The organism is uncultured Porphyromonas sp. (assembly GCF_915070105.1).
Lineage (GTDB): Bacteria > Bacteroidota > Bacteroidia > Bacteroidales > Porphyromonadaceae > Porphyromonas.
In genome coordinates, this window is the sequence record NZ_CAJZFJ010000015.1 from 16,324 (window position 1) to 36,344 (window position 20,021).

At 55.2% G+C, this 20,021-nt stretch carries 14 protein-coding genes; all 14 read right to left on the minus strand.

The window, feature by feature from the left end:
• Positions 1-9: 9 nt before the first annotated feature.
• Positions 10-1,314, minus strand: a complete 1,305-nt coding sequence (rimO, locus tag QZ554_RS02685) for a 30S ribosomal protein S12 methylthiotransferase RimO (protein ID WP_297194159.1) — start codon at positions 1,312-1,314, stop codon at positions 10-12.
• Positions 1,311-2,267 carry a signal recognition particle-docking protein FtsY gene (gene ftsY, locus QZ554_RS02690; protein WP_297194160.1) on the minus strand — a complete coding sequence of 319 codons (957 nt, stop codon included), beginning with the start codon at positions 2,265-2,267 and terminating at the stop codon, positions 1,311-1,313. Before ftsY ends, rimO begins: the two co-directional genes overlap by 4 nt.
• Before the next feature lie 172 nt (positions 2,268-2,439).
• Positions 2,440-4,122 carry a ribonucleoside-diphosphate reductase subunit alpha gene (locus QZ554_RS02695; RefSeq protein WP_297194162.1) on the minus strand — a complete coding sequence of 561 codons (1,683 nt, stop codon included), beginning with the start codon at positions 4,120-4,122 and terminating at the stop codon, positions 2,440-2,442.
• Positions 4,109-5,059 carry a ribonucleotide-diphosphate reductase subunit beta gene (locus QZ554_RS02700; RefSeq protein ID WP_297194164.1) on the minus strand — a complete coding sequence of 317 codons (951 nt, stop codon included), beginning with the start codon at positions 5,057-5,059 and terminating at the stop codon, positions 4,109-4,111. The genes QZ554_RS02695 and QZ554_RS02700 overlap by 14 nt, the downstream gene beginning before the upstream one ends.
• A gap of 37 nt (positions 5,060-5,096) precedes the next feature.
• Complete coding sequence (nspC, locus tag QZ554_RS02705; RefSeq protein WP_297194166.1) at positions 5,097-6,242, minus strand: carboxynorspermidine decarboxylase; 1,146 nt, start codon at positions 6,240-6,242, stop codon at positions 5,097-5,099.
• A 670-nt stretch (positions 6,243-6,912) separates the two neighbouring features.
• Positions 6,913-7,860: a hypothetical protein gene (locus QZ554_RS02710; RefSeq protein ID WP_297194168.1), complete on the minus strand. Its 948-nt coding sequence runs from the start codon at positions 7,858-7,860 to the stop codon at positions 6,913-6,915.
• 9 nt (positions 7,861-7,869) lie between these two features.
• A complete protein-coding gene (locus QZ554_RS02715) occupies positions 7,870-9,417 on the minus strand; it encodes a fibronectin type III domain-containing protein (RefSeq protein ID WP_297194170.1) in 1,548 nt (515 codons plus the stop codon).
• Positions 9,418-9,463: 46 nt separating this feature from the next.
• Positions 9,464-10,639 carry a DUF4856 domain-containing protein gene (locus QZ554_RS02720; protein WP_297194172.1) on the minus strand — a complete coding sequence of 392 codons (1,176 nt, stop codon included), beginning with the start codon at positions 10,637-10,639 and terminating at the stop codon, positions 9,464-9,466.
• A gap of 5 nt (positions 10,640-10,644) precedes the next feature.
• A complete protein-coding gene (locus QZ554_RS02725; protein WP_297194174.1) occupies positions 10,645-11,277 on the minus strand; it encodes a hypothetical protein in 633 nt (210 codons plus the stop codon).
• 13 nt (positions 11,278-11,290) lie between these two features.
• On the minus strand, positions 11,291-12,340 hold the full coding sequence (locus QZ554_RS02730) for a DUF4302 domain-containing protein (protein ID WP_297194176.1): 1,050 nt from the start codon (positions 12,338-12,340) through the stop codon (positions 11,291-11,293).
• A complete protein-coding gene (locus QZ554_RS02735) occupies positions 12,324-13,316 on the minus strand; it encodes a putative zinc-binding metallopeptidase (RefSeq protein WP_297194178.1) in 993 nt (330 codons plus the stop codon). Before QZ554_RS02735 ends, QZ554_RS02730 begins: the two co-directional genes overlap by 17 nt.
• A 17-nt stretch (positions 13,317-13,333) precedes the next feature.
• On the minus strand, positions 13,334-14,860 hold the full coding sequence (locus QZ554_RS02740; RefSeq protein WP_297194180.1) for a RagB/SusD family nutrient uptake outer membrane protein: 1,527 nt from the start codon (positions 14,858-14,860) through the stop codon (positions 13,334-13,336).
• A 142-nt stretch (positions 14,861-15,002) separates the two neighbouring features.
• Positions 15,003-18,359 carry a SusC/RagA family TonB-linked outer membrane protein gene (locus tag QZ554_RS02745; RefSeq protein WP_297194181.1) on the minus strand — a complete coding sequence of 1,119 codons (3,357 nt, stop codon included), beginning with the start codon at positions 18,357-18,359 and terminating at the stop codon, positions 15,003-15,005.
• A 16-nt stretch (positions 18,360-18,375) separates the two neighbouring features.
• Positions 18,376-20,021: TonB-dependent receptor (locus QZ554_RS02750; RefSeq protein WP_297194183.1), on the minus strand; the 1,646-nt coding region annotated here is incomplete at its 5' end.

A 20,021-nucleotide genomic window follows, 5' to 3' on the forward strand; every position in this document is an offset into this window, starting at 1 on the left:
CAATGTGTGTTAATGGATGCGCCCGTAGAGGTCAAATGTATCTGCAGAAAGTATCTCCACGGGATAGAAGTTACCGACCACTAGATCGGGGTGCTCATTACGGGCGATGAGCACCTCTCCGTCTACCTCGGGAGAGTCGTATTCTGTACGGCCGACGAAGTACTCCTCCTCGGCACGATCTATTAGTGTGCGTAGGGTCTTTCCGACCTTGGCGGTATTGAGTTCCCCTGCGATCTGCTCCTGCGTCTGCATGAGACGATCCATGCGGTCTTGCTTGACAGCTAGGGGGATGTGGTCTTCATATTCTTCGTAGGCATAGGTGCCACTCTCATGAGAGTAGACGAAGGCCCCCATGCGCTCAAAGCGTATATCCTGGACAAACTGTATGAGCTCATCGAAGTCCTCTTCTGCCTCCTGAGGGTGCCCCGTCATTAGGGTCGTCCTAAGGTGGATACCGGGGACACTCTGACGGATGTCGTGCAGGAGCTCATAGGTCTCTGCCTTGGTCACTCGGCGACGCATAGCTCGTAGCATGCGGTCACTGATATGTTGTAGGGCTATGTCGAGATAGTTGCAGATGTTATCTCGCTCCCTCATCACCCTAAGGATCTCTCTAGGGAAATCCGCAGGATAGGCATAGTGCAGACGTAGCCACTCGAGCCCCCGCACGTCCGATAGACGCTCTAGGAGCTCTGCTAGGCTGTTGCGCCGATAGATGTCTAGCCCGTAGAAGGTCAGGTCCTGGGCGATGAGCTGTATCTCCTTCACCCCAGATGCTACGAGAGCCTCAGCCTCGGCTACGAGTTCGCCCATGGGGCGGGACTTGTGCTTACCCGTGATGATGGGTATAGCACAGTAGGAGCAGCTGCGGTTGCAGCCCTCCGAGATCTTCATGTAGGCATAGTGGGCAGGTGTCGTAATGCTCCTATTGCCACCCAGCGGGTCATGATGGTAGGCTTTGCCTAGGTCAGTGAGGAGGTTTTTCCAGTTAAACTTCCCATAGTATCCGTCTACCTCGGGGATCTCTTTCTTCAGTTCGTCCATGAAACGTTCCGTTAGACAGCCCATGACATAGACCTGCCCAATGCGACCGGACTTCTTGGCCTCGACCATCTGGAGTATCATGTTTATCGATTCCTCCTGTGCATCGCCAATGAAGCCACAGGTGTTTAGGACAACGATCTCACCATTGACCGCAGAGGAGTTATGACTTACTCTGTAGCCATTGGCTAGGAACTGGCGTATGAGCTGCTCTGAGTCTACTAGGTTCTTGGAGCAGCCGAGCGTGATGACGTCTACTTGATTCTTTCTCATTCTCCGAATAGGGAGTCCACAAATTCTTTCTTACGGAAGAGCTGAAGGTCTTCGATACCTTCACCTAATCCTATGTACTTGACAGGGATCTTAAACTGATCCGATATACCGATGACGACACCGCCCTTAGCAGTGCCATCGAGCTTGGTGATGGCTAGCGCATTGACCTCCGTGGCTGCTGTAAACTGCTTGGCCTGCTCGAAGGCATTCTGCCCCGTGCTCCCGTCTAATACCAGCAGGACTTCCTGTGGTGCCTCAGGGACGACCTTCTGCATGACACGGCGGATCTTCGATAGCTCATTCATCAGACCTACCTTGTTATGTAGGCGGCCGGCAGTGTCGATGATGACGACATCGGAGCCCGCCTTCACTGCTGCACTTAGCGTGTCAAAGGCGACAGAGGCTGGATCGGCAGACATGTGCTGCTTGATGATAGGCACACCGACACGTCCTGCCCAGATGTCCAGCTGCTCGATCGCCGCTGCTCGGAAGGTGTCTCCCGCACCAAGCATCACCCGGTAGCCGTTCTTCTTAAACTGATAGGCTAGTTTACCTATGGTGGTCGTTTTGCCTACACCATTGACCCCGACGACCATAATGACGTAGGGGCGTCGTTCCGAGGGCGGCAGGGCAAATTCCTCGCCATCCTTGGCACCGTTCTCGGTGAGGAGTGCGGCGATCTCGCTCCGCAGGATGCCCGTAAGCTCCGAGGTAGAGACGTACTTGTCTCTAGCGACACGCTCCTGGATGCGGCGGATGATCTTCAGTGTAGTCTCTACGCCTACGTCGCTGGTGACTAGTACGTCCTCCAGCTCATCGAGTACGTCGTCATCGATCGTAGTACGCCCTGCTACAGCACGTGCAATACGCGAGAAGACCGTCTCCTTGGTCTTAGAGAGGCCCTCGTCGAGGTCCTCCTTTTTCTTCTTTGAGAATAGTCCGAATAGTCCCATAATCCTTGCTTGATAGACGTGAGTAAGGGTGCTTTCACACCTCTGTGGGGGTAGCGAGCCTACCTGCTCGGAGGTAGTGGGCATACCTCACAGCAGGTATCGGGGATACCTCCTGTGGGGTAGCGAGGGTACCTCTACGAGGGGTGTGGGCAGGCTGCTTCATAGGGTCGCTCTAGGCCTCGCAGCTGGTGCAGGTGACGAGGTTGGTGATCATGTCCTTAGAGACGCTGTTACTTCGCTGGTAATACAGCCCCTTGATACCGAGCTTCCATGCCTCGATGATTAGGCGGTTCACCTCCTTGATGGGCATCTCTGGTGGGATGTTGAGATTGAGGCTCTGTGACTGGTCGATGAATTTCTGTCGAATGGAGGCCTGTACGATGATGTCCTTTTGGGATATCTCGCGGAAGGTCTTGAAGACCTCCTTCTCCTCCGGTGTGAGGAAGTCCAGATGCTGTACCGAGCCTGCGTTCATCATGATCTCACGCCAGACCTCATACGTATCCTTACCCTTCGACTCTAGGAGTTGACGGAGATAGATATTTTTGCGGATGAAGTTGCCCTTAGCCAGACCGACCTTATAGTAGTTACTTGAGTAGGGTTCTATACCAGGACTGACCTGACCAAGTATGGAGGACGAGGAGGTGGTAGGAGCGATCGCCAGACGAGTGGTGTTGCGGTACTTGACCCCAGGATAGCCTCCTTCTTCGAAGATGGGGGCAGGGCCAAGGAGCTCGGCTAGACGGCGACTCTCCTCCGTAGTCTTCTCCTGTATCGAGCGGAAGATCTCGGTGGTCAGTGCGTTGGCTCTTAGGGAGCCGAAGGGGATCATCTTGCTCTGTAGGTAGGAGTGCCATCCGAGGACACCGATACCGATGGCACGGTGGCGCTTGGCGAAGTTTGCTGCGTACTTCAGAAACTTCTTTCCATCAGTCTTAGCGATATACTCCGAGAGGATCCCGTCGAGGAACATCACCGCTAGCTCGGGGAGGTTGCTATCCTTCCATTCGTCATAGAGGGCGAGGTTCAGCGAGCAGAGACAGCAGATAAAGGTCTCCTTGTCTGCGTCGGGGAGTGCGATCTCGCTACAGAGGTTACTGTGGGTAATGTTACAGCCTAGATACTGATAGATTTCGGGCTTGTTGATGTTGTTCGTGTCACTGAACCAGATGTAGGGTAGCCCCTTCTGCACACGAGACTCCAGCACACGAGCCCAGATACGTCTCTTCTCAGCATCCCCCTCGATCATCTCTACCATCCAGTAGTCGGGTACACAGACAGCGTAGAAGATGTTCTGTAGGTCACTGCCTATATCCTTAATGCGAAGGAACTCCTCAATATCGGGGTGGTCAATGTCTAGGTAGGCGGCAAAAGATCCCCTACGTGAGCCCTGTGTCACTACGGTCATTACCGTGTCAAAGAGCTTCATGAAAGACACAGCACCTGAGGACTTCCCATTATTGGTAATGGAAGCACCTCTCCCTCGAAGGTTGCCGAAGTATGCGGAGGTACCTGCGCCGAGCTTGGTGTGCATCATCACCTCACCTAGCTTGGTCGTGATGTCGGAGATACTATCGCCGATGTAGCAGCCTTGGCAGGAGATCGGCAGACCACGTGACGTGCCTGCGTTCGTCCAGATAGGAGAGGAGAGGGATAGCCATCCCTTGTAGATAGCATCCTTGAATGCCTCCTTGACCTCCTCTGTACCTACCTGCTCACCTAGGTGATGACATACGGAGGAGGTTATCCGATCGATAGCGTCATGGATGGTCTCACCATTAAGTAGATACCCACGGTCGAGGACGGCTTTAGACTCCTCGTTGTACCACCAGGGCTCTTGTCTAGAATAGGTCATTGGCTGTAATGGGTTTGTCGTGCTTAGTGTAGGCAGTTGGGCGTTTAGCGAAGAAGTCGTCTAAGTCGTTAGCATAGACATATTCATCGAACCACTGCATGGGAAGATACGCCTCTGTCGGTATGTTATATACCTTGGGATAGCCCATCTGGGTAAGAGCGTTATCTACACGATGCTTCATGAAGGCAAGCATGTCAGCCTGCGAGTAAAACTCCAGTTCACCTGGCTCGTAGATCCATGCTAGGAGCTCCTCTTCATAGGCTAGGTAGTGCCTGACCATCCTCTCCACCTCTTGGTTGGGAAGTCGTCGGTCAGGATACTCCTGGAAGATCTGATTGATGATATAGACACCTGCATCGGCGTGGCACTGCTCATCCACGCTACTCCATGAGACCATGTTGGCGGTATTCTTGAGGATCCCACGGAAGTGGGAGAAGGCCACCATGTTGGCAAACTGCGAGAAGAGCGAGGAGTTCTCTATGACGATAGTGAAGAAGAAGAGCTTATGGATGAAGTCCTGCTCTCCCCCTAGATGTTCATCTGTGAGATCGAGCTTACGTCGGAAGACGGGGATCTCTAGGAGCTTCTTAAATTCCCCTTCTAACCCTACCACCTCCAGCAGGCGAGCATAGGCAGAGGAGTGTCGGCACTCCGACTCACTGAATGTCGCTCCTAGGTCATTGAACTCGGGCTTGGGTAGAAACTCGTAGAGCTTGCCCCAGAAGGTCTTTACCGTCACCTCTACCTGAGCGATAGCCAGCAGACTGCGCTTGATGACCTCCCGCTCACTATCACTAAGGAGCGTCTTGAAGTCCTGGATGTCGTCACTGAAGTCTACCTCGGAGTGCACCCAGAAGGTACGGTTCATGTTGTCTATGAACCGCTGTACCTCGGGATACTCAAAGGGCTTGTACTCCGTACGTTTGTCGAAGATCATGTTGTCTCGTTACTTGTATTTGGTTAATAGTCTCACTTTAGTCCATGCGCTCCCGATAGTCCTCGTAGGTATACGTGCGCAGTGTCTCGATGGTACCATCGGTGCGCAGGAGGGCGATACGGGGGTGCGTGATGCCATTGAACATCGTTGTCTTGACGGTCGTATAGTGGAGCATATCCTCGAAGATGATCTCCTGCCCGACCTCTAGTGGCTCATCAAACTCCCAGTAGCCTACGAAGTCACCACTCAGACAGCTACACCCGCCGATGCGGTAGCTGTATGCCTCGGGGCGGTGCTCACTTGTGCTCCTAGCCCCTCGGATAGCAGGCTGGTAAGGCATCTCCAGGCAGTCGGGCATGTGGCAGGTGAAGGATACGTCTACGATAGCCGTACGTATCCCGTGATGCTCCACGATGTCTACGATGCTACTGGTGAGGAAGCCTGCCTGCCAAGCGAAGGCACTTCCTGGCTCTAGTATCAGGTGCAGATGCGGGTGACGCTCTCTGAAGGCACGCAGGACAGCGATCAGATGCTCTACGTCATAGCCCTGACGAGTCATCAGGTGTCCCCCACCCATGTTGAGCCACTTGATCTGAGGGAGGATGTGGGCAAAGTTGCGCTCGATGATCCCGAGTGTCTGCTCTAGGTCTTCGGCTGACCCCTCACAGAGGGAGTGGAAGTGCAGCCCCTCGATCCCCTCGGGTAGTGTGGTCAGCTCACTAGCGGGGACTCCAAAGCGTGAGCCGGGGGCACAGGGGTTATATAGATCCGTCTCTACGGCTGAGTATTCGGGGTTAATCCGTAGCCCGAAGGACGTACTCCCATCGCGAGGCATCAAGGGACGCATACGTTCGATCTGCGAGAGGGAGTTGAAGGTGATGTGGGAGCTGTAGCGCAGCAGTGCAGGGAACTCCTCCTCCGTGTAGGCGGGGGAGAAGGTGTGGGCTCGTGCCCCCATCTCCTCATAGGCTAGCTGTGCTTCCCATATTGAGCTGGCAGTACTCGTGGGTACATACTCTCGGATGATCGGGAAGGTACGCCACAGGGCATACGCCTTGAAGGCAAGAATAATCTCTACCCCAGCCCGCTCCGCTACATTGCGAATGAGTGCTAGGTTGTCCCGCAGACGCTTTTCCTCTAGTATATATGCGGGGGAGGGATACCCCGATCTCGTTGTTGCCAAAGCTCAGTATATATAGTTTGTCCCAATTAAAGGTACAAAGATAATCAAACTATGCCTCCTTCCTCTCCCTGCACCCTCTCCTTCGGAGCCTCCTTTTCCTCTACACCTTCGTCTCCTCTCGGTGGGCAAAGGACAGAGGGAAGCTCCTAGATACGAGTCCTCAAGGTCTCCTAAGAGGTAGCCTCACTACCTCTCTTCAGGTTACGGGCATACCTTGTGTGAGGTTACGGGGCTACTTCGTCAGGGGTTGTGGGGCAACCTTATTCGGGCAATTTAGAGTCAGCTCCCAAAGGATAGCCCAAGAGCCTTTGGGGATGAGCTAGACTTGTCGCCGAAGGGGAGCGAAAGAGCCATACAGGCAGGAGGCTAGTAATCTTTTCGGTAGGGAGCAAGGAGACAGCAGAGAAGGGGTAAGGCGACCTTTGGTGAGCGTGTAAGGAGGCCTTTGGATAGAGCGTAAGGAAGCCGTGGGGGATAAGAATGGGACAACTTTGGGCGAGAGACGAGACAACTTCGGGAAGGGAAGGGGCGAGGGCGAAGTTCCCTTTCTCCCTCTAGCGTGGTAGTGGATGCGGGACTAGAAAAGGAAAGCTCCTGCCCGAGCGTCATGGACGCTGGAGCAGGAGCCGATGGAGAGGGAAAGATGCGTGTGGAGGAAGGGTAGTGAGGGCTAGCCCTTGCGGTAAGGCGAGACGATCTTGAAGCCTTGCCCTCGGAGCACGACTTGGCGATCCCTTACTTCCTCGACGTAGACTGTGTACTCACCTTCACGCTTGAGTGGGTGTCCCTGGTAGAGGGCTTCGGCGTCAAGCCAAGAGATCTGCACCTTGCGAGCTTCGCCGACTACGGGGCTGACGATCTCGGGGGAGAGCGTGAGGGCTCTGTTGATGCGAGCCCCAGGCGTCAAGCCACTTTTCGTACGCAGGACAGGTATGGTGCTCTCGCTAAAGCGGACATACTGCCCCTCACGCCGTGCTACAATTCGACAGGGAAAGAGCTGGCTGAGCTGACGGGAATTGGTCATGTAGACCCCTAGGCGGTCAGCCGTACCGACACAGCGTACTTTGACGAGGATTTCCTTAGTGGTCTTGCGGTCTTCGCTGGTGGCGATGAGCTTGATGTCCCCTTCATACTTGGCCTTGATCTTGACGAGACCCGAGGAGGCTTCCCATTGGATGTCTGCCGCCTTCTCTGGGTCTTCAATCTTGAGGGTGGCACGTGCACCTCCACCAGAGAGGCTGAGGGTCTGCACATTATCTCCAGGGTGTAGGGTCACGACGTCTTCGTTGGAAGCGAAGGGTGGGGGGACGACCTTCACCCGCACACGACGTACTTCATCGTGGGAGCGGATGGTGAGCGAAGTCTCGCCATAGAGTATCCCAGAGACCCGAAGGGTATCCCGGCTAATGCTGGAGGAGGCGATACGAGCATCCTCGATGGTGGCGGAGTACTTCCCATCGCCACCCTTGAGGAGGATCATCCGTGTCTCAGACTGGGTAACCTGTAGCTCCTTGGCATCCTCCTCGCCGAGACGTAGTGGGGTGACGGGGCGGTCACTCTCCTTGTGACAAGAGGCAAAGAAGAGGAGCAGGCTAAGTAGGGTTATAATCTTTTTCATCTCAGGACTTTACTTGACGGTGACGAGGTACTCTAGCTCCCAAGTGCGGTCGGGAGCCTCTACGATCTGTACACGGAGCGTATGTTCGCCCGTGGAGGGGAAGACGAGGATGCGTCCTTCGGGTTCGGTGAGGACGTCATCGATGTAATAGAGGCACTTGGCCTGAGGGTTACTTAGCTCCATATAGTGGAGTGGTAGGCGTAGAGGACACGAGCCATCCTCACCAATCCAGTAGAGGAAGGGAATCTGCCCACCTGGGAACTCCCCTAGAGCCTGCGTCTCGAGGGTGAGGGGGGCAGAGTACTCGGAGTACACACCATCGGCTAGAGCTCTTAGGCGTACCGTATAGGTGTATCCAGGCTCTAGTCCCTCGAGGAGGTAGGTGGTCTTGTCGGTAGAGAGCGTCTTCGTGCTGAGGACGTTCTTCCCCTTCTTTTGTACGAGCTCTAGTTCATAGGTTGCGTTCTTTAGCTCGCTGGCGGGCCAAGAGAGGCTACACTCCCGCTGGAGATAAGGCTGAGGAAGGCGAGTGGGAGTGGCGGGGACGTTGGGCTTGGGCTTGGAGGGCTGATCCTCGCCTTCTGCCCCCTTGACTAGGGTCATGGTGATGTCGTCAAACTCTAGGAGGTAGTTGGCGATGTCGCTCTCATTGTGTGGGAATACCAGCTCGAAGGTCATCTTCTCAGCGTTCTCTGGGGCTTCGACGATCATGTACTTCTCTCTCCAAGTATTCATCTCACTACCTCTAAGGTCCATGCCGATGAGCTGGTTGAAGAATCCATCCTTGGCATACTTATTCCCAGCCTCCCGAGCATCTACCCAAGGGGTGCCAGCGGGAGCTAGCTCTGCGCCCTCGAGCTTGAGGGCCTTACCCGCCTTGGGGATCCACTTGATCTTGACGACAGCTAGTTTGGCGGCCGTGCGATTAGCTCCGTCGCTGCCCTTGGGGAAGTTGCCTCGGTACCAGTAGGAGACGAGGTACTTAGCCTTCTGTCGGACAAGTAGGGGATCGGGATAGGTGTATATCTGATGATCGACACTGAAGTAGCCCGAGATCCTCATCGCAGCCTTCCCGCTATGTGCACCACTGAAGGTGCGGGCAAACTGGTTGCTGGATGTGGTACTCTGTGAGGGATAGAGCCACCAGCCCGTAGGACGAGCTTTCTCAAATGCCTGTAGCGCCTTTAGGTAGGCAACGTAGGCATCAACAAAGGCTTTGAACCTCCCGATTTGCTCGTCTGAGTATTCGATGCCATGCTGGTCACCATAGTCAAGGATCTTCTCATAGATCCCTCCCTCCTTCGCGTCTTCGTCCTCGTAGAAGACGTCGTCAGGCGTCCTCGGGATGCATTCCTCGGGGTAGTCACTTGGACGGGTAGGCTTGGGGGGAAGGGCAGTGGCAGCGGGATCTTCGAGACCTCCATTGAGGAGGATACTTGCCCCTACTGTCTCGGGACGAGTCGCAGGCCTATTTCGGCTCGCTTGCCCCCATAGGCTCGCACTACCTAGGAGGAGTGCTAGAGCTAGGGCGGCGTGTCTGAATCTGTTCTGTATCATTGTCTTGTTATAGGATCTTCTTAGGATATCTAGGAGAGGGGAGGGCTTAGAGCCTTGTAGGGAGACTGAGGGCAAAGGTCGAGGAGAGACTACGGGCGACCTTGTCTAGGCGCTCCCTAAGCGAGTTATCCCACAGCCCTTCTCCCGCCTTGAGGGAAGCGATGAGACTCTTGACCTCCTCATGGGAAAGGTAGGGCTCACCACTGGGGCGACGTGTGAACTGCAGAGCGTAGAGATAGCCGACACCCCGTGAGACGAAGCGGAAGGCATCCTCGGGGCGTTCGTTGAGGTTGGCTAGGGTATTCTTTCCGACGAGTTCCTCCAGCGCTCGAGCTGCGACAGCCTGCGCTAGTAGCGTACGGATACTACGTAGGTGCGATAGAGCCTCCTCGTAACGGTACTCGGTGATAGCAAGGCGACCTAGAGCAAAGGCATTGAAGAGCTTCGTCTCCGATCCCCTTAGTCCCGTGAGGCTGTTGGACTGGAGGAGCTTCTGCGCTTGTAGGTAGTAGCCATAGGCAAGATCCCACGTATGCTCCAGTGCCGTATAGCTATGCCCTGGGACAAGCTGTGGGGCTTCGTGTGCCTGGATAAGCGTCTTATCGGTGAGGAACTTCTCGTCAAGGTATTCCCCAAGAGCCTTGTCTAGGTACACTGCACCTAAGGTCATCCCTCGGTACAGCTCCGAGGGAGCGAAGCCATCGGTAGTGACGAAGAAGCGATCGTTGTCCCCTTGGTTGTAGCCGATAAATCCAGTTTGTCCTTTGCTGGCTCTGCGGTTATACCGCTCTGTAGCATACGTGTCTCCGTCGTAGCCAGCAGCCCTGCGTACATCATCTAGGATCTGAGCGAAGTCCGACTGAATTGCTGAGTGATACTTACTCTGCCGAGCGGAGGAAGCTATGAGAGGCTCTAGGGCAATCTCATTGTTACCCCCTTGGGCAAAGAGTTGCTTGAGTTCCTGCCAACGTGCACCATTGAGGATATAGGCCGTGCGAAGGAATCGTGAGTAAAGCGTCTCAGAGGCAGAAGCTGCCTGCTGAGGTAGGAGTAGGTCTACACTGCTCGTCCCCTGACGCTGAAACGTGTAGGTGGGATCGGGGACGAGTGGAGCCTGGTATTGGCTCTCGACCACCTCACCTTCCCAGCGTGAGCAGGCAGGAGTGATAGCAGTGAGTGCCAAGAGGAGTGCCCAAGAGCGGATTGAGGTAGAAGGCTTCATTTGCACTAAGGGAGTATAATGTACTTGCAGAAGGGAGCGGGCAAGCGTGCCTCACCCTCATCGTAGTTCTGTGTCTGACGTGTCTCTAGTACCGGTGTGGCGAAGATGCCATCGGTGGAGACAGCTTGTAGGGAAACGTGAATCGTGGAGCCACGGGCCGCTGTGCCATTGACGAGGAGGAAAAGGGGCTGACCTGAGCTAAGCGTCAGTGTCTGGGTATGCTCCTTCCCGTCATTGGGAATCAAGCTAGGACCCTGAAGGGTCTTCTCCGTACCCAGCTCATGCAGTAGCTTGTCTGCCCCGACATAGCGTACGACACAGCGTGAGCGTACTTCGCTCTGCTTGCGCAGGCCACCTTGATGGAGATCCGCAGGTTCGCTGAAGGAGTAAGTCAAGGTGACTCTGTAGGTGCGGGGTGTGCCAGGAAGCGTCACACCTGGATAGACGAAGGTACGGGGTGTCATTTCGGGGTTACCCGAGAGGATCGTCATATCTTCATAGCGACCGTCTGGACGCTCTACTCCACGGAATGGGAAGAGCTTGTCATAGTCCTCCACGGGATAGTCTATCGGGGAGTGCTTGCACCCTACGAGGGCGAGTGCTGTGAGCCATACGAGGCTCTTTAGAAGTCTATTCATCGTGGTGACCATATTAGTAGTAGTCATGAGTGGCATTGGGATCATCGTATAGCTCGGCTATGATACCGGTCTCTTGTCCCTCGGGGTGCAGGTGGCGGCTCACCAGACGTCTCGTGCGATAGGGAGCATCGTAGACCTCGACAAGTTCGGCAAAGAAGCGGTCTCCCCTGCGCTCAAAGTCCGAGAAGACGTACTTTGAGTTATAGCGGATACCTGTGAGGAAGGTGAGCCCCTCGGGGGTACCCACATAGCCCGATCCTAGCCCCACGATCCCTTGGGGAGGTCCATCGGGGATCAAGGCCTTACGACTAACAGCCGTAAATAGGGCATAGCGCTGGGAGACGAGGTTACGTCCGTAGGAGGTGAGCTCATTCCTTGTGCTATACTTCATTATATAGTTGCTTAGGAAGAGCGTACGACCTCCCTGATAGATCCGTATCTGAGGGTTGCGCATTTTCTCAAAGGTTCGACGATGTCCCTCGGCACGGCTGAGGCGAGCTGAGCGGTCTGCGTCCTTGGCGACTCTACGCAGGACGAAGTAGGAGCGGGCGGGCTCCGTCGTACGAGGACTCTCGAAGACCAGCTGTCCGTCGGCATCGGTGCCTCGGAAGAGGAAGTCCAGCTCCCCCTCGTATCGCTCCCCAATCAGCTGGGTGAGGTAGCTACCAGTAGTGAAGCTTAGGCGAGTATAGGCAGCCTGACCAAGTTCGTAGGTAGACTTTTGGACGGTCTTTGCAGAACCATCGGTGTAGTCCCCTTGCAGGTCAAGTGTACCATCCCGGTGAAAGGTCATCTGATAGTAGAAGCCTCCGTAGCCGAGTTGGTTGGGGAACTTATGCTGGTCGATCTCCTCCTTCGGGTTGGTAAAGAGCAGGGAATCCGTCTTAGGGAAATAAAGGGCTTCCCATCCCTGGGGAGCAGAGATCAATACCTCCCTGAGCGAGTCTTGTCGTGCAAGGCTTCGCTCGGTAGGTGTGGTGGGGAATATCTTATTGTCCCTCGAGCATGCGCCTAGGAGGATACTTACCCCTAGAGCGAAGGTGAGGCTAAGGCTGTGTCGCATGATGCTTGTCGAGATACTGGTTCATGAGCTCCAGGCTCTGGAGCTGGAGGCGTTGGAGTGGTATGCGCCAAGCATCCTCGATATACTTGGAGAGGAAGGCTCGCTTCTGTACGAAGGTTTCATGAGCCACCTTTGCTTCCTCAGCATAGCGACGCTTGGCATCCTCATCACCGTTTGCATCATCAGGGACAGCAGCATCCTGCTCTGCCTGAGTAATGGCTGCGGGGGTCTCGGTGAGTGTGACGCTGTACATCTCTGCTAGATCTTCGCGTGCACCCAGCATCCCGAGGATGGAGTAAAAGCCCCTGCTGTAGGCGTAGCGGTTCAGACCAAGACCTTCTCTAAGTCTCCCTGACTTCTCATAGCTACGATAGGCATCGGCAAAGGGCTCAGTGGTCGAGCTGTAGCGGTCTGGCCCCAACGATAGGAAGCGGTCATGGTCGTAGGGGTGTATGGTCATCAGGTGTCGGCCGATCTGGTGCTGGGCACTACGGATGAGACGGTACACCTCCACCTGACTAGTGGGGGAGAAGGTATCTACATTATAGATGTATAGTTCGATGGAGGGAGCCTTGCGGTTGAAGAGCAGATCTACGCCTTGTCCGTCTCTGTTTGCGCCACCGTAGAGGTAAATGCGTAGTAGAGGGTGGGCAGGGATGAAGTCACTGCTGGTGAAGAACTTCTTGTCTCGGTAGAGGCTGAGCACTGTCGCTTCCAGAGCCTCGAGTACGGGGCGTACCTGCTCCAGGCGTGGGGGATAGGTGTGGGTAGATCGCTCCGCATGGTTGCGATCCCATCTATAGATCACTTCGGCCTGGTAGGGGCGAGTAATATGCTCCTGACACCAGCGATCTAGCTCGCTCCTCTGCTCGCTCACTGGGGGCAGGACGCTCTCTTTGCTGAGCTTATCTCCCGAGCAAGAGGCTAGGGTCAAGCTAAGGGCAAGGGTGAGGGTGAGGTATATGGATTGTTTCATCATCGTTGGGGGGATGCTTAGTGACGGATACGATGGTTGTTGCCCTCCCTTGGATTGGGCTCTAGCCCTGAGGTAATCGCTTCGGTGGGGAGCTGGAGACACTGGCGAGGGTCATCCTTCTTGAGGGGACGGTAGAAGCTGCTCTTGGAGCTACGTGTGACCTCGATGTTGAACCGCCTCAGGTCAAACCAACGTAGTCCCTCCTCGAAGAATTCCATCTGACGTAGATGCAGGATGGTACGTATCATCGGTAGCTGACGTACCGTAAGCCCATAGAAGGGTGCATAGAGTGCATAGTCGGAGGTAGAGCCCTGCGTGTAGCTATCATTCGGGACAGCTGGCTCATAGCCGAGCTTGCTAAGTGTATAGGTCTTGAGGTCTAGGATGGCACGATCATACTCGCCGAGCATGGTGTAGGCTTCCATACGATTGAGTAGGACTTCGTCCGTAGTGAAGAGGACATTGGTCACTGCTAGCCCTCGGGGGTGCACTTCGGAAGTCTCTTGTTGGGTGGCTCGCTCGTCGAACTTAGCTAGATAGCGAGTCGTGCGATAGGGCTCGGGGGCAAAGACGAAGGGGTAGATAAGGGTAGCATCTCCCGATTGGTCGTCATCCTTGATGGTCTTTCGCTTGAAGATCTTGTCCACGATCCCCACTGTTGCCCCGTAGCGATCGGTGGCGATCGAGCGGGAGAGACGGGACTCCGTAGAGGCAAGCATCAGGTTAGCCGCCGTCTGGGGAGCGCAGTAGATCTCGTGCAGTCGCTCCCTGCGACCCTCCAGCTGCTCCTGATAGCTGATCCACGGACGTAGCGTGGCTCCTGGGGCATTGCCTAGCACGTAGTCGGCATAGGCGATACACTGCTTCCAGTCCCCCTTCATGAGGTAGAAGCGTGAGGCGAAGGCATAGGCAGCTCGCTTGGAGAAGTGGTACTTCGGCTGCTGATAGTAGCGGTCAGAGACGAGGGAGATACCCCGCTTGAGGTCTTGCTCGATCTGGGCATACACTTCCTCGACTGTCCCACGCTTGTAGTCCACGAAGGCGTGCTTCTCGGGCTTAGTTAGATAGGGTATGCCGGGGCTGTAAGTGGAGCGTCCGTAGGGCTCTGCCCATATATTCACGAGCATAAAATGCAGGTAAGCCCTTAGGAGGAAAGCCTCGCCATAGAGGGCACGTGTGCGCTCATTCTTGGGGAAGGTCGAGAGGAGCTCCAGAGCTTTGTTAGCCTGGGCAATCCCTCGGTAGCACTCCCGCCAGTAGCTGAGCGGTGTATCCAGATCCTCTTGGTCGTAATCCTCCCAGAGGTACATGGACTCCCCTAGGCGAGACTGAATACCATTGACGCGCTCCTCCACATTGTCTGTACGGGGCTCTAGGAAGGGGATGTAGCTGGCCGTGGGATAGGCTCCCGTGAGGAGCTCCTGGAGCTTCTCCTCGGTGTCTATGCTGATGTCCAGAGCAGCATCGGGGTTCTTATCTAGGTATCCCTGACAGCCACCGAGCAGGAAGGCTAAGGAGACGAGTAGTAGTGATCGCTTTATCATCGTTGTCTATACGTACTTTGAGGTAGTGGGTAAACCCTTGTCGAGGTTAGCTCGTAACCTCTCGATAGGTACTGAGGCTACCTGTGAGGAGGTTCCCCCGATAGTCCAGCTGAGTACCTGAGGCAGGGTCTATACCGCTGTCTTAGAATCCTATCTGTAGCGAGAGTGTGTACTGTCTAGGAGTAGGGAGGGATACCCCACCTGCACGATAATACTCAGGGTCCTGTCCACGTAGACGCTTGTCGGAGTAGAGGAGGAAGGGGTTCGTCAGACTAAGCTGTAGCTTAGCCGAGTGTAGGCGAAGCTTCTTAGCGAAGGCCTCGGAGACCCGATACCCCAGCGAGACATGCTTCAGACGTACGAAGCTCCCATCGGCGACTCGTAGCTGGGAGTAGTTGTAGGTGCTATAGGCACGCTCGATATTCTCCCTACCGACAGCATTGATCAGATCCTGCGATGGGATCGTAGGTACATCGGTGCGCTGTTCGTCCCCAGGGTTCATCCAACGATCGCGGTATTCCCCAGAGAAGACATTGAGGTCAGCGAAGGTGGGGTCGAAGGTGGGGTTGAGTCGGATCTTATTGCCTGCCTGCGCCGTGATGAAGAGGGAGAGATCCCACTGTCTGTAGCGTAGCGTATTCGATAGTCCGCCGATGATCTGTGGCTCGATAGGCCCGTGATAGGTGAGGTAGCTCCGAGTGTACTGCGTGTCACTGAAGTCCGCACTGTACACGTTGGCATCCTGCGTACGATTGGTGGGGTAGAGTCCAAAGTCAAAGGTGGGAAGCCCGTGACTGTTCAGCCCCTGGAAGTTGTAAGAGAAGAGCGAACTCTTCGGGTAGCCTACGAGATTGCCTCTGCCACGTCCTGCGACCATGTCTAGAGCATTGGGGGTATTACGTAGTCTAGTGATCTTTTGGTTCATGAGGCTAAGGGTAAGGCTGCTGCTCCACGAGAGCTCCTTCGTCTCTATGTTCGTCGTGCTCAGCGATAGCTCGATCCCCTGAGTACGCATATCCCCGAAGTTGGCATACTTGTAGTACTGTCCCCCGATACCGGATGTGCGGACTAGGTCGATGAGGTCAAAGGCATTACGCTGGTACAGATCCACTGTAGCCCGCACACGGTCTTGAGCCCAAGCTGTCTCGAGCCCTAGGTTCAGCTCGTACATCTTTTCCCAAGTGAGGTCACGGTTCTCTAGGTGGCGAATGCGCAGAGCATTCTCTCGATCCTGATAGCGACGAGGCGTGGTGGTCGTGCCTTGGTAGACCGAGTTGGCATTGACGGCTTCCTCGTTCATCTTAGCAGTGAGTCCATAGCTCATGCGCAGAGCTAGACGGGAGAGTAGGGAAGAGGGATGGAAGAAGGCTTCTCGGTCGATGTTCCACTTCCCCCCGATATTCCACGTTGGGAGCCATTGGGTACGAGCGTTGCGACCCGAGGCATTTGACCCTTCCATGTTAATCAGGGCATTGAGGATATATCGCCCGTCGTAGCCGTAGGTGGTGCTCGCAGAGAACGTCACTCCCCGATCGTAACGTCTGGAGTAAGCGAAGTAATCTTCCCCCTCACGAAGGAGCTTACTAAATATGCGAGGGTCAGTATTGATTTGCCCACCACGATCGTACTGCACACCGTAGCCCGTGAAGGGAGTATGCGAGCGATCGGCATAGCGGATCTCCGTGAAGCCAAAGACCTTGAGGTCGTGCATCCCTATATGGCGGTCGTAGTCAAGAGCCAGACGCATTAGATAGCTCTTCAGACTCGTCTCATCCTTCTTAAGTATCCCCCCATGAGGCAGGGCAACCTCGGGGCGTCGCTCGGGATGCTCGGGGTCACGTAGCAGGTAGATGTTGGCCGCGGCTACCTCGGGAGTCTCCATAGCTCTGTAGGCAAGGACTTGGTTAGACTGCTCCGTGATCTCGTGGGTCATAGAGGTGTAAGCCTGTCGGGTGGAGACGAGGGCACGTGCCTCGAGATATGGGCGTACCTTGTAGCTGGCTTCGGCTTGAGCCTTGAAGTCGAGTACCCCGATGTCCATGTGGTTGGAGCGGTACTCCTGATGGATGTTGAAGGGTGCCCAGTTGTTGCGGTATCGCTCCGAAGGTAGGAGCGTACGGCTCGTACCCAGAGCATAGCTAAAGGGGTTGATATCGAAGTCTCTCTCGAAGAGCCCCAGCGTAGTATTCTTTCGTTGTGGTAGGGTACCTGGCGCACTCTGTGAACGGATGTTCCCCTGAGCAGATAGTGTGACCTGCAGGCGATCCCCGAGATAGAATGTATTCTTGAGGTTGGCGGTGATGCGCTGCACCCGATCCGCCACTGTCCAGCCTCCGTCATAGAAGAAGCCCAGCGAAGCATAGGTGGCACTACTCCGCCCACCTGCACTGAAGCTCACGGTGTGGCTCGTCGTAGGTGTCAGGCGGAAGAGCTCTCTGAACCAATCGGTATTGGCTCGCTCGTGCTGCTCTAGGAAGGCTCTACGTGCCTCTGGTGTGTTCTCTAGCTTATAAGTACCCGTCTCGGGATCGTATTCGGAGAGAGCTCTATTGAGTAGATGGTATACCCCACCACGACGTCCATAGAGACTGCTGGCGAGGCTGAAGTAGCCCTTCTGCCTCATCTCCTCGTAGATCCCCATCGTCTCTTGTGAGTTCAATAGGTCATACTGGCTATAGCTAGGTCGGAGGCGCATGGTATTCTCCGTGGCATAACTTACCCTCAGAGGTGTATCCCTACGTCCCGACTTAGTCGTCACGACGATCACCCCGTTAAGTGCTCGTGCTCCGTATATAGAGGTCGCAGAAGCATCCTTCAGTACCTGTATGTCCTGTATGTCGGAGGCATTGAGCCCTGAGACGGCAGAACTGATGAGCGTCGCTGCGTCTCCCGATGCTAGCTGATCAAGGCTAAGGTGTACGAGGTCCTCATAGACCGCTCCATCGATTACCCACAGAGGTTGTACATTACCTAGTATGGATGCCCCACCTCGGATATTGATACGAGGTGCAGCACCGAATGTACCAGAAATGCTCTGGATTGACAGGCCAGGTACACGTCCCTCTAGCATACGAGATATGTCCTGTGTCCCCTCTAGGTGTATGTCCTTCATCTTCACAGATGAGGCGGCACCTGTATAGACTCGGTTACGGATCTTCTGATAGCCCGTCACCACGACCTCCTCCATGAGCTTGTTGTCCTCCTCGAGGGTAATGGTGAGACGTTCGCTAGTGATCTTCACCTTCCTTGCCTGCATGCCCACACTGGTGAATAGCAGGATATCTCCCATACGGGCTGTGATACCAAACTTCCCTTCGCTGTCCGTGAGCGTCCCCTGCGTTGTCCCCACGAGTCGTACGGTGACACCGACTAAGGCTTCGCCACGGTTGCTACGTACGATACCTGTGATCCGGCTCGCTTGCTGTGCCAGCGCACTGAGGGGAAGGGCAAGGAGGATCAGGAGGCAGAGGCGTATGATATGTCTGAGTGATTGCTTCATGTCTTGCTAGGAGGCGTTAGAGGTTAATACGTACTCCGCCATAGATGCCGAAGGGGTGACCAGGTCTGAGGCCTGAGGGATGACGGGAGACGAGATATACCTTGTTCGCTAGGTTCACAGCGTTGAGGCTTAGGGTGAGGTAGCGGTTGATGCGCGCCTTGAGTGATGCGTCTAGGATGGTATGGCTAGGGATAAGATGTGCCTTGGCGATACGTCCCTGCCCTGGGGTAGTACGCATGTCTGAGTTGTAGCGGATACTGAGGTTAGCCTCTAGCCACTTATACTCTAGCCCCAGCTGGGCATTCACTGCATGTCGGAAGATATAGGGTAGTTCATCCCCTGCGAAGACTTCCCCCCAAGCGGAGGAATAGAATTCGTTCTTCATCTGTGTATCTGTTAGGGTATAGCTGACCTGCACTGGTAGGCGTACCTCCCAGCTCTTAGGCAGGGGTTGCCAAGAGGCTAAGAACTCAAACCCCTGGACACGTGCTGCTCCTACCGTGAACTGGTCTAGTGTCCCTTGTCCACCTGCGGCAGCGAGGTCACTGCCGAGCATGTTGGAGTAGTCGTTGTAGTAGCCGATTGCCTCTACCTTCAGATCCTCTGTAGTGAGACGTAGACCAGCCTCTAGGTTGATACTTTTCTCGGGCTTCTGCTTGTAGTAGGTCATCACGCTTGGGGGAGCAAAGCCCTGATGAACACCGGCAAATATCGAGAGCGGGCGAAGGATCCTATAATTGATCCCTAGGCTAGGCAGTAGTGCGGTAGCGTGGTTACTTCCCTCGATGCGTAGGTGGCCAGTACGTCTGGGGTCTTGGGTCGTGTAGTCTCGCTTATACAGCTCTACATCCTCCAGACGAAACCCAGCGGTGATCGTCCATCCTGCCCGTGTCCACTTCCCAAGGAGATAGGAAGCGAAGGCATGGGCTGTCGTGATACGGTTGCTCTGTGAGCCGGGGAGCCCTGCTCGGAATAGGCTCATCTTCCCACCCTCAATCGAATAGCTATCGTCGTGCTGGAAGCGGTCCTCTAGGTCAGCATGATAGCGGGCACCTGCCTCCAGCTGGAGGTAGCTCGAGAGGAAGGGTAGGCGGTACTCCACCTTCGTCTGTATCCCACGCGAATGGTAGGAGCGCTGGTTAGCCCTCAGCATCAGTGCCTCGCCTAGTCGGTCGGTGGCGCCCGTGAGGATATCTAGGTAGCGAGCGTTGGTCTCGGGGTCAGCTAGTACCTCCTCGATGCTACGCTTCTCACCCTTTTGGTCTCCGACACGTACGTCACTCAGCTTGTACCAGTTGCGCCAGAAGTAATTGTAGTAGGCGCTCGTCGTCACCTTGAGTCCTCCATCGAGGTCGATCAGGTGAGTGAGGGCACTCTGCATGTGTCGTGTACTCATGTGGTCCATCTGGGCGCCCCGATAGCGATAGTAGGGGCGTGAGGCGAAGTCTCGTTCGCTCAGGCCCACATAGCTCTCGTCGGAGTACTCGTTGGCGAAGCCCAGCTTCAGCTCTAGGGCTTGGCGGATCGTGGCCTCCTCGTCCGTGTGTAGGCGGAGCTTCCCCACGACATCGTTACGGTAGAAGCCCGTGCGCTCGTTGGGTTCGTCCTTCTTAAAGCCCTTAGACTGATAGCGAAGGTATTCGATGAGGTAGCCGAGATGCT